The organism is Bdellovibrio bacteriovorus HD100, assembly GCF_000196175.1.
Lineage (GTDB): Bacteria > Bdellovibrionota > Bdellovibrionia > Bdellovibrionales > Bdellovibrionaceae > Bdellovibrio > Bdellovibrio bacteriovorus.
The window spans coordinates 3,011,255-3,024,465 of record NC_005363.1 but is presented as its reverse complement, the minus strand read 5'-3'; the positions used below and the strand labels follow the sequence as shown (position 1 = coordinate 3,024,465).

Here is a 13,211-nt window from a genome sequence, read left to right as displayed (position 1 = left end):
TATGAGCGGTGACAACGTGATGAGCAGCACAGAAAAGAACTGGTTGGTTAAATCCTCCACAAGGATTCTGGGCCCATTCACTCTGGCAGAAGTCACCGAACAATTGCGTTCTAAACAGGTTTCCATCATCGATGAAGTTCGTCAGCCGGAAGGCCGCTGGAGCTACATCCGTGAAAACAAGCTGTTCATGGATATCGTCAAAAACATCCGTGAAGAGCAGGACTCCCACTCTGAACAGACCATGACCCAGTCCATTGCTCATCACACGATGACAAGGACTGATGTTTTGCCAGTGACCGATGACCTGACACCGACGCCGGTGCCGCATCTGGATCTGACTCCGCCACCGATTCGCGACATCAAAGATGTGACTCCGGTGGTGCAGACTCCGGCCAACCGCACGGCGGTGGCTGCGACAGCCGCAAAAAGTTATGGCGCCACGGGCGACACCCGATTGCAGGGTAAAATCCGCGAAAAATCCAATCTTATGCGCTGGGGAATCCTGGCGGCGGCGGTGGCCGTGGCTGGTGTGGTCTTCGTCACGCTTTCCCAGAAAGATAAAAACAAATCCCTGGGCTATGAAGAACTGATGAGCCAGGCTTTGCGTTACAAGTCCCTGGGCTTGTACGAAAGATCCCTGGAATCCTATCAGCGTGCTTCCAAATTGAAAGAACCTGATGCCGAAGCACAGGTGCAGATGGCCACTGTGCTGATTTCCGAGGACCGTCAAAGTCTGATGGGCCGTCGCATTCTGGAAAGAGCCCTGGTTCAGGAAAACCGCAGCCGCAGCGAAATCGTCGATGCCTATCTGGGGATCGCCGTGTCCTATATGATGGACGGGGATCTGAAGCAGGCTGAAGACACTTTGCAAAAAGCCATCGGGCATGAGCCGTTTAATATATCTGCTCTTTTGAATCTGGCGATCATCCAGCTTAAAAAAGGTAACTATGGCGAAGCGATGCGTGACTTCGATGCCATCTATCGCAAAAATCCGGGTTCAGTACTGGCGCTGTTTGGTAAAGCCATGGCGTCGGTGGAGTACGCTAAAACCGTCAATGATCCCAACTTCCTGAATCAACTGGTGGGTGATATCAAGGCCAATATCCAAAAGACCGGATATCTTCGTCAGGAGCTTTTGTTGTTCCTGGTGTATGCACAAAGTCTGATGGGTGATGTGGACGGTGTGAACCGTGCCGTTGTGCAGTTCCTGGCAGAGATGCCGGGTCAGGCCCGCAACTACATCCATCCGTTGCAGGTGGAATGGCGTTTCACGCAGTGGGATTATCTGGAAAAGTACTGCGCGGAAGCCTTTAAAAAGCAATCCCCGCACGCCGAACTCAAAGCCCTGCGCTCGGTCTGTTTGATGGAAGTCAATCGTGACTCAGATGCCTCCAAAGTTCTGCAAGAGGCTTTGGCCGAAGCTCCGAAAGATCCGTATGTTCTGGTGACTCAGGCCAGTTATCTTTCCAAAGTGGGCCGTCTGCCGGAAGCTTTGGGAATCCTGAAAATGCCGGAGCTGTCCCAGATTTCTGTGAAAAATCTATTGATGGGTGACATCTGCATTATCACGCAGGATGTGAATTGCGCCCAGACCGCGTATACTCACATCTATAGCTCTGACAAACGAAGTGCTCCGACATTGTACGGTTTGGCTTGGGTCATGGTGAAGAGCAACAACCGTCCTATGGCTTACGATTATGTGCGCGCTGGTTTGCAGGCCGAGCCAAACTATCTGCCACTTCTGGAGTTGAGGGATCAACTGGAGTCTGAGTGATGAAACGTTCCGTCCAGGCCGCAAGCATCTGGATGTTTCTTTTGCTGGGTGCCTGTACCAAGGAGCCCGGTTACCACGTGTCTGAATACCAGGAAATCAAGTTCGAGGATGTTCCTGAAGAAGTCAAAATTCCCACCAAAGCCTGGGACCTTCTGGAGTTCAAGCCTGCTGTTGAAGGGGCGACCTCTCTGGGAAAAAACCTGATCTTTTCTGAATTGACGGTTTATCTGGTTGAAAAAAATCCGGGTGTGGTTGAAGGCGAAGCCATTAAGATCCAGCTTCCGCGGGGTGGAGGCACGATTGATCTTTCGCGCTTTATCACCGACCGTCGGGGCACGTTTTATGTCGGTTTTGAGTTCCCGGAGTTCACCGATGCCACCGGCAAAAAGGTGCTGTTCTTAAGCAAGGCACGCAAGCGCCGTCTTGGCAGCGAGATCTTCGGGGCCGGCTGCAATCAGTACTTTGATATCACCGATGAATTCTTCAAAAAAATGAAGGCCGAAGGACTGAAGGTCAACAGCACGCAAGACAGATACTTGAGTGTGCTGGGGGGAAGCTTCCTGTTCGCGGCTGAAAAAGGGGCGGATGTGCATCTGGCCCAGGTTCGATTCACCAACTCTCAACAGCCCCAATTCTTTTGCGAGGAGCGCTGATGGAAAAACAAACTGTCCAGAGTCTTCAGGATAAAAGCAATGTCGACTCTCTTTTCCTGGTAAAGGAAAAGACTGTTTCCGTCGGTAAAAACGGCCGTCCTTTTATGGGTCTGCAGTTGGGTGATGCTACGGGCACTATCGACGCGCGCCTGTGGGACCGCGTGGATGAACTGGCCCGTGAATTTGAAATCGGCGACATTCTAAGAGTGAAAGGTCTGGTTCAGATCTTTCAACATCGCAAGCAGCTGATCGTGCATCGCCTGGAAAGGGTTGAGGCTTCGACAGTGGATATGGCGGATTTCATTCCGGCCACCGCCCGCAATGCTGAAGACATGATGGCCGAACTGACTCAACTTGTGCGCTCGATGAAAAACGATTATCTGCGCCAGTTGGTGACGGACACCTTGGAAGATCCCGAGATCCGCCCGATGGTGCTTCGTGCGCCGGCCGCTAAAAGCATTCACCACGCGTGGATGGGTGGATTGCTGGAGCATATTCTTTCCATCTGTAAAATCATGGATTTCATGGGCACGCACTATCCGTTCCTGAATCGTGATTTACTTTTGTTCGGTGCGATCTTCCATGACATCGGCAAGGTGTGGGAGCTGTCGTATGACAATGGAATTTCCTACACGGATCGTGGTCGTCTGATCGGGCACATGCAGATCGCGTGTGAGCTGATAGACAAGAAGTCCTCACGTATCCTGGGTTTTTCTGAAGAACTGCGTGACATCTGCAAGCACATTATCTTAAGTCATCATGGCAAACTGGAATACGGATCGCCCAAGCGTCCGAAATTCCTGGAGGCGATGGTGGTGGCCATGGTGGATGATTTCGACAGCAAGGTCGCTACCGTGAAGACCCTGATGGACAACGAGCGCGGTTCCGGTGAAAAGTGGTCCCGTTATAGCGAACTGTTTGATCGCTATTTCCTGCTCGATGATATGAATGAGAAATACTAGAAAAGAAGCACGATGATTAGCGGCATTTTGGAATTCCTGCGCACTTATAAAAACTACGACCCGGCGGCAAAATCCCTGTGGGAGATCGCTTTGCTGTATCCGGGCCCGAAGGCCGTGGCTTTGCATCGTATCGCTCATGAACTTTATGGTGTGAAATTGTTCTTCCTGGCCCGTCTGGTGGCCGAGATTTCCCGTTGGTTGACCGGCATTGAGATTCATCCCGGCGCCACTTTGGGAAAACGTCTGGTGATCGATCACGGTTTTGGTGTGGTGATTGGTGAAACCGCGGTGATCGGTGATGACTGCATCATCTTCCACGGAGTGACTTTGGGCGGACTGAAATTTGATCCCGTGAAACGTCACCCAACGGTTGGCAACAAAGTGCTGATCGGAACAGGCGCCAAGATCCTGGGGCCGATCACCATCGGCGACGGCGCTCTTGTCGGCGCGAACGCTGTTGTGATCCGCGAGGTGCCTGCAGGTGCCACTGTGGTTGGGCCTGTGGCGACGCTGAAGTGATTTGAGATCCCTGGGGGTGTCCCCCTCTTTTCTTGGTAATCTGAGACCTTTTATTTGTGATTTTTACTTTGGTTTACGTACTTAGTCCGTGGGTGTCACTGATCTGGCCCTTGGTCCTGATCTTCGTTCTGGCATGGGTGGGGCCGTTTTAGGGGCACCACCTCGAAGGAGAAAAAACCGTCTTTTTTCAAATGCTTACAGCATACTCTGGTCGGCCTCCTGGGGGGGGCGCGTGGTCTGTTTTGAGCTCCAAGTTATTCTCATCCGGTTTTCATGACTCAAGCTTCATATTAAATGGTTCGCTTGCCGCTATGCGTTTCTGAGATACTAAGGGTGATCTTAATCTAGGCGAAAGGAGTTCGGCTATGAAGCAGACAGAACAAATCCAGACGGTGCCAACTTCGACTCCGCACCAGGAAAGCAACGGTACAGTTGCTCCGGTACGTAAGAGAAGAAGTCGCAGACGACTGAGCGGTTGGTAAGCCCAACCGCCACAGCCGGTGAAAAAGGCCCATCCGAATAAGCGGCTGAACCTTTTTGACCGGCTTTTTTTATAAAGCCCCCATCATGGGGGCTTTTTTCGTTTTCAGTTGGCACTTCAGTTCGTTTTCAATCTCATCTTCTTTTCAATCCGCTTTCCTCACGTTTTCAATGACGTCCATTTTCAACGAAATGCTGTTCTTTCACTCAGGGTGCTTTTAAATCGTCTGACGACATTGAAGGATGAAATTATCTATGAACAGACAAGGTAAAACGCCACGTTTTAAAAGACAGAGAAGACTTTTGACCGAACTTCCCGGTATGGGGAAGGCGGGCGCTCTTGAAAGACGCCCCTATCCTCCAGGTCAGCACGGCTTGCAACGCCGAAAGTACTCTGAATTCGCTTTGCAACTTGAGGAAAAACAAAAGTTGAGATTCCACTATGGTCTGCGCGAGGAGCAGTTCCGTCGTTTGATCAACAAGGCCAAAAAATCCAAAGCTACCAACTGGGTTGAAGCTTTGGTCAACTTGCTGGAAAAACGCCTGGACAACGTGGTATTCCGCCTGGGCTTCGCCAGCAGCATTCCTGCGGCAAGACAGTTGGTATCTCATGGCAAGGTTCTTGTGAACGGCAAGAAAGTGAACATCGGCTCGCAGATCATCAAAGTGGGCGACAAGATCACTTTGAAAGATGAAGCCTATCAGAATCAGGTTTACATGGCTGCGAAACAAGCTCCACGTCTGCCTTTGCCATCATTCATGGCTAAAGAAGATGTGGCGGGTAAAGAGCAAGGCCGTTTGACTGATGAACCAAATCTTGAAGCGGTTCCGTTCGCGTTCGAGCCGGGTTTGGTCATCGGTTACTACTCAATGAGGGGCTAATGAAAACGACTAAATTCATCGAAGCAGAGCAAATTGCTTTCGAAGAAGTAGCTGAAAACTGGGTCTCCGTAAAATTCGGGGATGAGAAGTTCGTGATCGACGTGGACACTCTGTTCGATCTGTCCTTCCGCTGTGCTTCTTTCCTGGCACAAGTTGAAGCCAAGGAAGAAGAGCAGGCTGAAATACAAGGCACCTGTGCCTGTGAAGGCATTCCGGCAGAAGCTAAAGTTCACTAAGTAAAAGGCCTCGAAAGAGGCCTTTTTTTTGCCCAAAATCCAAGCCATCCAGGCTCCGATGGCATCGCCATTGCTCCCATCAATATTAGAATCGTTTGAGATGGTTCAGAGTTCCTATATTGGAGGCCGCATGCCCCTGTTTCGCCCATTTTTGTCCCTTGTCCTGGGGTTGGTCACCTGTCTTTCTGTGGCTCAGGCTCAAGCTCGTCCTCAAAGTGCTCTGGATGTCATGACCTTTGAGGATCAGTTCACCTGTAACGACAAGTTCCCGCATCATTCTTTCTGCGAGGCTGTGGATTTTAAACCCTGGACAGAGACTGAAAAACGAATCGTCGGGGAGTACCTGGCCAACATCAATGATCCGCGCCTGTCTTATCTGCTGGAAGTGATCAAAACCAAGGGCATCACGAAAATCCACCGTGTGGGTTATGGCGCGAACTGGTTTAACAACATCTCAAAACGCCGGGCGGAATTCTATCGCAGTCCCGATAAGGCCCTGTTGTGGGTGAATCCGGTCACCAACGTGATTGGTTTTTCAGACTCGTTCTTTACCGGCACATCTTTCATGGACCCTCATGCGAAAGTGGATCGCAAGCAGATCAATGTCTTTCATGAACTGGTGCATGTCTTTGATGTGGCTCTGGGGCATATCTCAACCTCGCAGGAATTCTATGACAGCGTCGGCTGGCATTGGGACGGCAAGAACCATGTGATTAGTGGCGTGGACTATCATCAGTCGCAGTTGGACTTTAAAAATATTCTGGCTTTGGTTGGAAACAAACAAAGTGCCCTGGCTTATGCTCAAGATCGCGAGCTGGGCATCCACTATGGCTTCCCAACAGTGTATTCCATGACAAATACGCACGAATCCTTTGCCGAAATCATCTCTTATTACATCTTCGATCCCACATCGAAGGACTATCTTTCGCCCAAGATTCAAGCTTACGTGAAGACCATACTTCAAGAATGATGCATAGCTTATGCAAAGGTAAGCAGGTACCTTTTAGTGGCGGCGGCGGCCTTTGGCTTCGGGGATTCCGTCGGCCGGGTCTTCGGGCCATTGGTGCTTCGGATACTTGATACGCAGTTCTTTGCGCACTTCCGGGTAACCATTCTTCCAGAAACTTTCCAGATTTGAAGTCACCTGCACCGGACGGAAATTCGGTCCCAGCAAATGCAAGGTGATGGGAATCGTCTGTTTGTAGACCTTCGGTGTCTGCATCAGGCCGAAGACTTCCTGAATGCGCACTTCCAGATACGGTGGTTTGTCGGAAGGATAAATCACACGGATTTTGCTGCCGCTGGGAACTTCAATACGGTCAGGGATTTCCCGGCGCAGGGTGTTTGCGGTTTCCGGTGGCAGAACACTTTCAAAGAAGAAACAAAGATCTTTTTCCATCACCGCCTGCATTTTGCTTTCGCCCATGCAGGCTTGCGTGAAGGCTTCAACCTTCAGCTTTTCGATATCAAGATTCAGCTCCTCTTGCTGTTGCAGGAACTGCAGGCGTTCCCACCAGTGTGACAGGGCTTCGTTGGTTTTTAAAACCAGATCAAATTTGTCGGCCAGAATCTGCGGCAGTTTTTCAGAAACTTCGGTTGCGGAGGCGGGGCTCAGTGAAGGTTCTTCCAGGGGCAGACCGTACAGGGATCGGTATTCGCGGGTGAAGAACTGACCTTTTTCTTCGACAAAGGACACATCGCGGGTTTTCACAATGTCATTGCGGAAATGATCCAAGACAAAATCTTTTTCAGCACCGCAGGCCAGGCTGACCATGGTTTCCGCGTCGGAACTGCCTTCCACGCCATTCAGAGCGGCGAAGAATTCCGAATTTTTCACCAGAGTTTCATTTTGCAGCTTCACGCCGCGACCGCCGACCATCAGGGCGCGTTCGGTTTTGCCACGTCGTCGACACAGGCGATCAGCATAAGCCGTCAGCAGTATTTTCTTAGTCAGTGCCAGCTGCTGGTCTTTCTTAAGAGCTGCTGTCGGGGTGTCCGAGGACTTTTGCAGTCGCTTGGCCAGTTCCTGAATCTGGCGAGCCGCCTGATCCACAGTTTGCAAAGAGAAATAGGCACTGCCTGCAGGGGCCTTTTTGTTTTGGCGGAACTGATGCAAAACCTCCAGACGCGCACTCAGGTCGCATTCCAGATTGTCACCCAGGAAGGAAGCGACGGATTCACGTCTGAGGATGTCACGCTCTTGCAGCAAGGCGGCCATCTCTGACGCCAATTCAATGGCGCCCAGATCCATTCCCACCAGCATCAGTTTTGCCAGACGCACGGGCAGTGGGAAGTGCAGGATCTTGCGACCCAAAGCTGTGATTTTGTTGTTGTCGTCCACGGCGCCGGAAATGCGCAGGTATCGAAGGGCGTTTTCAATGGCCACTTTCTGAGGTTTTTCAAACCAGCTGAAAGAATCAAAATCAGTGACACCTTGAGCACTTAGGAACAACAAACTTTCTGTCAGGTCCACGCGCTGGATTTCAGCCACTTCGCTTTTACCGAAGGACAGCTCATCCATTTTATTCCACATGCGATATGCGACACCCGGGAATTGACGGGCGGCCCGGCCGGAACGCTGAATGGCGCTGGACAGACTGATACGTCCCAGCTCCAGGCGGGAAAAACCGGTGCGGTGATCCTGCTTCATGTTTTTGGCAAGGCCGGAATCGATAACTGTGTTCACGCCGTCAATGGTGACCGAGGATTCCGCAATATTGGTGGACAGGATCACCCGTTGTTGTGAGGTCTTTTTCAAGGCACGTCGCTGGTCTTCCAGATTCAAGGACCCATGCAGTGGAACCAGTTCGATGTTTTTGCTGTCGGCCCAGCTTTGCAAAGCATCTTTGGCGCGGTCAATTTCACCCACGCCCGGCAAGAACACCAGAATGTCGTGACGAGTTTGCAGTTGGGCGTCTTTCACAGTTTGCGCAACGGCATCAAAGAACTGCGGAAAGGTTTGCAGTTGCTGAGATCCCTTTTGATAGCGTACGTCCAGCTCAAACAATTTTCCCGGCACACTGACAATCGGGCAGTCGCCCAGATAGCTGGCGATTTTTTCGGCTTCCAGGGTCGCGGACATCACCAGTATTTTGATATCACGGCCCAGCTCCTGCAGTTCACGCAAAAGGCCCAAAGCCAGATCCACGTGCATGGAGCGTTCATGGAATTCATCCAGAATCACCAGTTCGACATCGGAAAGCTCCGGGTCGTCGATCATCTGGCGCGCCAGCAGTGCTTCGGTCATAAAAACCAAACGCGTCTTATTCGAAGTTTTATTGGCAAAGCGAACTTGATAGCCGATCTCTTCACCGACCTGCCAGCCTTGTTCTTCGGCGATTCGGTGGGCAGCAGCGATGGCCGCCATACGGCGCGGTTCAAGCACGATGACTTTTTTGGAAGTCACCTGCAGCAGGGCCGGAGGTAGACGGGTGGTCTTACCGGCACCCGGCGCTGCGGTGATGACAAGATTCTGGCCATTTTTCAGAAGGCTCTGAATCTCGGGGACGAAACTGTCAATGGGAAGCAGCAGTTCCTGACTCATCAATCAGACCGGATACACCAGCAGCATGAACTCGGCCTTGTCGGCTTTCAGGCCGCCGATCAGTTTGTCAATCGGACCTTCCAGGACGATCTCTTCTTCCTGGGACAGATTCATGGTCAACAGGAAGCGACGTTGAGCAAAGTGCTCTTTCATGTCGTTCAGGGTTTTTTTCAGGCGGTACGGAGTGTCCATCAGAATGATGGCGCGCTTTTCTTTGGTCAGATCTTTCAAGGCACGGGCGCGGGCTTCGTTTTCAGCCGGCAGGAAGCCGCGAAACACGAATTCATCAATGCGCTGACCGCTTAAAGACAGCAATCCCATCAGGGCGGATGCGCCCAACACGGATTTCACCGGCACATTTTTCTGGCGGCACAGGCGCACCAGGTCCGCCCCCGGATCGCAGAACCCAGGAGTTCCGCAGTCAGAAACCAGGGCCACGGTTTTTTCCGCACACAGTGGAACCAGCGCGGCTTTGTCTTCAGGGGTGGAATGTTCATCCAGAACTTCGTAGGATTTGCCCGTGATGCCATGGGCACGCAGAAGCTTGGAAGCCTCTTTCGTGCTTTCACAAATCACCACGTCGCAGTTTTTCAGGATTTCAAGGGCGCGCAGGGAAATTTCACTGACATCGCCAATGGGGGTGGCCACCACGTAAAGCATCAGGACTCCTTCTGGTTCAGCAGAAAATTCATGATACGCGGAAGATTTTCAGGCGGCTCCGCCTTTCCGGCATGAGTGCTTTCAAAGAAGATCATCTGTACCTTGGGACAGTGCTGGGCCAGCAGATGCAGATTCACCGGTTCATTTTCAAAGAAGTAAATCGCCTCGTAACTTCTTCTTTCGGCCTCTAGAAACCAGTCGGTCTTGAATTTGGCATCATCCATACTGCGGTGAGGTTTCAAAACCAGTTCAGCTGTGTTGTTCAGCGGGAAGCCCCACTGAGCGATCACTTCGCCCGAGCTTCCCCCCATGCGTTCCACATCCCGGCCGGTCAGATACACAACATGGGCGCCGGCATCTGAAACTGCATTCACAAATTCCACGGCACCTTCATAAGGGGCATCAAACTGCAGGTAGTGATTCGAGAAGAAACTTTTCTGCCAGTAGGCTTTCACGGCCTCCTGGAATTCAGGATGATGACCGTCCAGTCCGGCACGGGTCAGGGCGCCGACGATGCCCCAGTCGGTTCGAAGGGTCTTGATGTTCTTTAGCAACGCCACTTGTTCAGGGAATTTTTTTTGATTCAATGGCGAGGCCGCGAAATCCAGAAGGATTCTTTCAAGGCGGGGACTGACATCAAATAAAGTGGAGTCGAGGTCGAAGACCGCAAGACTGGTTTTGCCCTGTTTTGTGAGGTCCTGAATGTTAACAAGAATCTGTTCCAGCATAGGGGCCATCTAGCCATACAAGTCCAGTGAAATCAAAGACTTTTCTTGCCCGTGCTTCGGGGTTTTCTATAATGATTTTGGGAGGCAAACAGCATGAAGAAACTTCTTCTGGGCATGGTTCTGTGGGGGCCTGTTGTACTGGGTGGATGTCATCTGAAGAAAGATGTTTTGGGGACGGTCGAAAATCCGATCAAATTTCATTTGGTCCCTGCCGTTGATGCCAAAGTTCTGACCGACAATTCGCAGATTCTGAAGGATTATCTGGAAAAGAACACTCCCTATAAATTTCAAATCACCATTCCGCAAAACTTTGTGGCGGTGGTGGAGTCTTTCGGCACCAAGCGTGCGGATGTTGCTGCCATCAACACTTATGGATACTATCTGGCTCACAAACAGTACGGTGTGGAAGCCCGCCTGACAGTGATTCGTTATGGGTCCGCGACCTATCAATCGCAGTTCCTGGCCCGGGCTGATGGGAAAATCAAAACACTGAAAGATCTGCAGGGAAAAAAGGTGGCCTTCGTGGATCCTGCATCGACATCGGGTTACTTGCTGCCGTTGAAAACCCTGAAGGACCGCAAGATCGAACCCAAAGACACGGTCTTTGCGATGAAGCATGATTCGGTGGTGACCATGATCTATCAGGGGCAGGTGGATGCGGGGGCGACTTATTACAGTCCGCCACAAAATGGGCAGCTTGAAGACGCCCGCCGTCTGGTGAAAACCCAGTATCCTGATATCGAACAAAAAGTGAAGATCATCGAATTGTCCGAACCTATTCCGAATGATCCGATCGTCTTCCGCAAAGACATGCCGGAAGAAATGAAAGAAAAGATCGTCGACACGCTTTTGCAATTTGCCGCCACTCCTGAAGGGCAAAAGTCCCTGGACTTGATGTTGGGGGCAACCAATTTGAAAAAATCCACCGACAGTGATTATGACAGCGTTCGCGAGATGCTGTCGACGCTGGCTCCGGAAGGGAAGTGATTGTGAGTGAGCCCCTGTTGCGCGTTGAAAACCTGTCCAAGACCTATCCCAACGGGGTGCAGGCGCTGAAAAACATCAATCTGGAAGTTCACCCCGGGGAATTCCTGGTGGTGATCGGGCTGAGTGGTTCCGGCAAGTCCACATTGCTGCGCTGTCTGAACCGTTTGCAGGAGCCGACATCCGGGAACATCTATTTCTCGGGCCAGGAAATCGGACAGGTGCAGGATGCCGAAAAGATTCGCAGTGTGCGCAGCAAGATGGCGATGATCTTTCAGCACTTCAATCTGATTCCACGTCAAAGTGTTTTGAAAAACGTTCTGATGGGCCGACTGGCGGCAAAGTCCACCTGGCAAAGTCTGTGGGGGATGTTTTCCGATGCCGAACGAATAGAGGCGAAAGAAAACTTGCGTCTGGTGGGGATCGCTGAAAAAGCCTCGCTGCGGGCGGATCAGTTGTCGGGCGGACAAAAGCAGCGCGTGGCTATTGCCAGAGCGTTAATGCAAAAGCCGGTACTACTTTTGGCGGATGAACCTGTATCTTCCTTGGATCCGGCGACTTGCCATGTGGTCATGGACTATTTGCGCAGGATCAATCAGGAGATGGGCATCACCGTGATCGCCAATCTGCATTTTCTGTCTTTGGTAAGAAAGTACGCCACCCGTGTGGTGGCGCTCAAAGACGGCGAGATCGTCTTCCGCGGAAAGCCTGAAGAAATCACCGAAGAATGGTTCCGTCGTATTTACGGGGAAGGAGCACAGGATGTTGCGCCGAACGATATTTGACGGCATTGTCTTTGGGTTTTTGCTGTGCCTTCTGGCGGCAGCGTTGTTTGTTACCTCCGAAGAGCAGCTTTTGCAGTTGGGCCTGGTTTCAGCCTTGGCGTTGTTGTTCTTTGTTGTCGGGTGTGGAATCAGTCTGGCTCTTTCGTCGCGTAAAGTCGTCACGCTGGGCGCAAGCTTGTTCGGATCTCATCAAGCTGTTGAAGACGATCGCCCCTGGTATCGTACGTTCTGGTGCTGGCAGTTGCTGGTATCACTGTTGGCCACGCTGACAGTGGCCGTGATCAAGACTGAATTTTCGTTTGTAGAACTTTTTGATCAGAATGGTTTTGCGGGTGCAGTGCGATTGTTCAAGGGCTTGTTGGACCCGAACTGGGATGTTTTGCCAAGAGCGGTGCTGAACATCATTGAAACCATCTTTATGGCGTTTCTGGCTACCACGCTCGCGATCCCGGTGGCTTTTTTGCTCAGCTTTGTCTGCGCCAAAAATATCATGCAGGGGCCCTGGGCGCGGGTGATCTATTTTGCCATGCGAACTTTCCTGAATGTCACTCGCTCGATCGAAGCCTTGATCTGGGCTATTATCTTTTCAGTGTGGGTGGGGATTGGTCCCTTTGCCGGCATGCTGGCATTGATGATTCATTCGATTGCTTCACTGGCCAAACAATATTCCGAGATGGTTGAGTCTGTTGAAGAAGGCCCGATTGAAGCTATTGAATCCACGGGGGCCAATAAACTGCAAACTATTTGGTATGCGATTGTTCCTCAGGTGCTTTTGCCTTATATTTCATTTACGGTCTATCGCTGGGACATCAACGTGCGCATGGCGACAATCATCGGTCTGGTCGGTGGGGGCGGTATCGGCACGATGCTGGTGCAGTACCAGGGGCAGGCGATGTGGCGGGAAGTGGGTTGTATCATTGTCGTGATTGCAGTGGTGGTGTGGGCCCTGGATCAGGCATCAGCCTATGTTCGTGAAGCATTGAAATAGTCTTAAGGAGCTTTCC

13 protein-coding genes are annotated in these 13,211 nt (G+C 51.4%); 10 read left to right on the top strand and 3 right to left on the bottom strand.

Going from position 1 to position 13,211, the window contains the following annotated elements:
• Position 1 precedes the first annotated feature (1 nt).
• From BD_RS14285 to BD_RS14250, 7 genes are all read left to right on the top strand, one after another.
• A complete protein-coding gene (locus tag BD_RS14285) occupies positions 2-1,774 on the top strand; it encodes a tetratricopeptide repeat protein (protein ID WP_011165483.1) in 1,773 nt (590 codons plus the stop codon).
• On the top strand, positions 1,774-2,427 hold the full coding sequence (locus BD_RS14280) for a hypothetical protein (protein WP_038448308.1): 654 nt from the start codon (positions 1,774-1,776) through the stop codon (positions 2,425-2,427). Before BD_RS14285 ends, BD_RS14280 begins: the two co-directional genes overlap by 1 nt.
• Entirely contained in the window at positions 2,427-3,389 is a 963-nt protein-coding gene (locus BD_RS14275) for a 3'-5' exoribonuclease YhaM family protein (protein WP_011165481.1), read from the top strand. The genes BD_RS14280 and BD_RS14275 overlap by 1 nt, the downstream gene beginning before the upstream one ends.
• 12 nt (positions 3,390-3,401) lie before the next feature.
• A complete protein-coding gene (cysE, locus tag BD_RS14270; RefSeq protein ID WP_011165480.1) occupies positions 3,402-3,908 on the top strand; it encodes a serine O-acetyltransferase in 507 nt (168 codons plus the stop codon).
• Between the two features lie 735 nt (positions 3,909-4,643).
• A complete protein-coding gene (gene rpsD / locus BD_RS14260) occupies positions 4,644-5,270 on the top strand; it encodes a 30S ribosomal protein S4 (RefSeq protein ID WP_011165477.1) in 627 nt (208 codons plus the stop codon).
• Positions 5,270-5,506, top strand: coding sequence for a hypothetical protein (locus BD_RS14255; protein WP_011165476.1), 237 nt, complete (start codon positions 5,270-5,272; stop codon positions 5,504-5,506). The genes rpsD and BD_RS14255 overlap by 1 nt, the downstream gene beginning before the upstream one ends.
• A gap of 130 nt (positions 5,507-5,636) precedes the next feature.
• A complete protein-coding gene (locus BD_RS14250; protein ID WP_231839191.1) occupies positions 5,637-6,476 on the top strand; it encodes a hypothetical protein in 840 nt (279 codons plus the stop codon).
• Positions 6,477-6,509: 33 nt separating this feature from the next.
• On the opposite strand, the gene hrpB is transcribed toward BD_RS14250, so the two are convergent.
• From hrpB to BD_RS14235, 3 genes are read right to left on the bottom strand one after another with little or no spacing between them, the layout of a single operon-like run.
• A complete protein-coding gene (hrpB, locus tag BD_RS14245) occupies positions 6,510-9,050 on the bottom strand; it encodes an ATP-dependent helicase HrpB (RefSeq protein WP_041583617.1) in 2,541 nt (846 codons plus the stop codon).
• Positions 9,051-9,053: 3 nt separating this feature from the next.
• Positions 9,054-9,710, bottom strand: coding sequence for a 16S rRNA (cytidine(1402)-2'-O)-methyltransferase (gene rsmI / locus BD_RS14240; protein WP_011165473.1), 657 nt, complete (start codon positions 9,708-9,710; stop codon positions 9,054-9,056).
• Positions 9,710-10,438 carry an HAD family hydrolase gene (locus BD_RS14235; protein WP_144313789.1) on the bottom strand — a complete coding sequence of 243 codons (729 nt, stop codon included), beginning with the start codon at positions 10,436-10,438 and terminating at the stop codon, positions 9,710-9,712. Before BD_RS14235 ends, rsmI begins: the two co-directional genes overlap by 1 nt.
• A gap of 93 nt (positions 10,439-10,531) precedes the next feature.
• Here BD_RS14235 and phnD point away from each other — a divergent pair, with 93 nt between their 5' ends.
• From phnD to phnE, 3 genes are read left to right on the top strand one after another with little or no spacing between them, the layout of a single operon-like run.
• Positions 10,532-11,425, top strand: coding sequence for a phosphate/phosphite/phosphonate ABC transporter substrate-binding protein (gene phnD / locus BD_RS14230; protein ID WP_011165471.1), 894 nt, complete (start codon positions 10,532-10,534; stop codon positions 11,423-11,425).
• Positions 11,422-12,207: a phosphonate ABC transporter ATP-binding protein gene (gene phnC, locus BD_RS14225; protein ID WP_011165470.1), complete on the top strand. Its 786-nt coding sequence runs from the start codon at positions 11,422-11,424 to the stop codon at positions 12,205-12,207. The genes phnD and phnC overlap by 4 nt, the downstream gene beginning before the upstream one ends.
• The gene (gene phnE, locus BD_RS14220; protein ID WP_041583616.1) at positions 12,185-13,195 is read left to right on the top strand and encodes a phosphonate ABC transporter, permease protein PhnE; all 1,011 of its coding nucleotides are present in this window, start codon (positions 12,185-12,187) and stop codon (positions 13,193-13,195) included. The genes phnC and phnE overlap by 23 nt, the downstream gene beginning before the upstream one ends.
• The last annotated feature ends 16 nt before the right edge of the window (positions 13,196-13,211 follow it).

Coding starts and splice junctions, on each gene's coding strand:
- BD_RS14285 (WP_011165483.1), top strand. CDS start 2: ATGAGCGGTGACAACGTGATGAGCAGCACAGAAAAGAACTGGTTGGTT.
- BD_RS14280 (WP_038448308.1), top strand. CDS start 1,774: ATGAAACGTTCCGTCCAGGCCGCAAGCATCTGGATGTTTCTTTTGCTG.
- BD_RS14275 (WP_011165481.1), top strand. CDS start 2,427: ATGGAAAAACAAACTGTCCAGAGTCTTCAGGATAAAAGCAATGTCGAC.
- cysE (WP_011165480.1), top strand. CDS start 3,402: ATGATTAGCGGCATTTTGGAATTCCTGCGCACTTATAAAAACTACGAC.
- rpsD (WP_011165477.1), top strand. CDS start 4,644: ATGAACAGACAAGGTAAAACGCCACGTTTTAAAAGACAGAGAAGACTT.
- BD_RS14255 (WP_011165476.1), top strand. CDS start 5,270: ATGAAAACGACTAAATTCATCGAAGCAGAGCAAATTGCTTTCGAAGAA.
- BD_RS14250 (WP_231839191.1), top strand. CDS start 5,637: ATGCCCCTGTTTCGCCCATTTTTGTCCCTTGTCCTGGGGTTGGTCACC.
- hrpB (WP_041583617.1), bottom strand. CDS start 9,050: ATGAGTCAGGAACTGCTGCTTCCCATTGACAGTTTCGTCCCCGAGATT.
- rsmI (WP_011165473.1), bottom strand. CDS start 9,710: ATGCTTTACGTGGTGGCCACCCCCATTGGCGATGTCAGTGAAATTTCC.
- BD_RS14235 (WP_144313789.1), bottom strand. CDS start 10,438: ATGCTGGAACAGATTCTTGTTAACATTCAGGACCTCACAAAACAGGGC.
- phnD (WP_011165471.1), top strand. CDS start 10,532: ATGAAGAAACTTCTTCTGGGCATGGTTCTGTGGGGGCCTGTTGTACTG.
- phnE (WP_041583616.1), top strand. CDS start 12,185: ATGTTGCGCCGAACGATATTTGACGGCATTGTCTTTGGGTTTTTGCTG.